Source organism: Gordonia sp. UCD-TK1 (assembly GCF_001691435.1).
GTDB classification, from domain to species: domain Bacteria; phylum Actinomycetota; class Actinomycetes; order Mycobacteriales; family Mycobacteriaceae; genus Gordonia; species Gordonia hongkongensis.
Map to the genome: position 1 here is coordinate 1 of NZ_LZMP01000089.1, position 671 is coordinate 671.

Below are 671 nucleotides of genomic sequence, written 5' to 3' on the forward strand. Positions count from 1 at the left end.
TGAATCGCCCCGGGTTTGCTGGAGGCTCGGTTAGTTGGTTCCAGCGTTTGCGCCGGGTTTGCTGGAGGCTCGGTTAGTTGGTTCCAGCGTTTGCGGGGACCGGGTTCTCACGGTAGCTGGTGACGGTGTGGGTCGACCAGTAGGCGCTCTCGTACTCGACGGGTGGGACGTGTCCGATCTCGCCGTGCAGGCGGCGGTGGTTGAACCATTCGACGTACTCAGCGACGGCGATCTCGACCTCGCCCACACCTGCCCAGCCGCCTCGCGGGCGCATCACGGGGTTACGGATGCATTCGGCTTTGAACAGCGAGTTGAACGCCTCAGCCATCGCGTTGTCGTATGAATCCCCTTTGGAGCCAACAGATGTCACCGCTTCGGCTTCGGCCAGTCGTTCGGTGTAGCGGATGGCTCGGTATTGGGCGCGTTCAATCGGTCGATGCAACACTGGGTTGTTGTAGCGAGTGTAGTTGTTCGCCAAAGACTTCGGCGGGAGTTTTCCATCCAAGGACTTTTCTAGGACGGTTGTTGAGGGTGTAGGCGATGGCCTCGAGGTCCTCAGCTGACCACCGCGACAGATCAGTTCCCTTAGGAAAATATTGGCGCAGAACACCAWTGGTGTTCTCGTTGGATGGTCGCTGCCACGGTGAGTGCGGATCGGCGAAGAACACCTG

At 59.6% G+C, this 671-nt stretch carries 1 protein-coding gene and 1 pseudogene; both read right to left on the reverse strand.

Features of this window, described 5'->3' with window-relative positions; all coding sequences use genetic code 11:
* Nucleotides 1-73: 73 nt before the first annotated feature.
* Nucleotides 74-421 (reverse strand): annotated as a pseudogene (locus A9310_RS24190) (integrase core domain-containing protein); the annotation flags it as partial.
* Nucleotides 422-425: 4 nt separating this feature from the next.
* The coding region (locus tag A9310_RS25445) for an IS30 family transposase (RefSeq protein WP_139104741.1) at nucleotides 426-671 on the reverse strand (246 nt) is incomplete at its 5' end.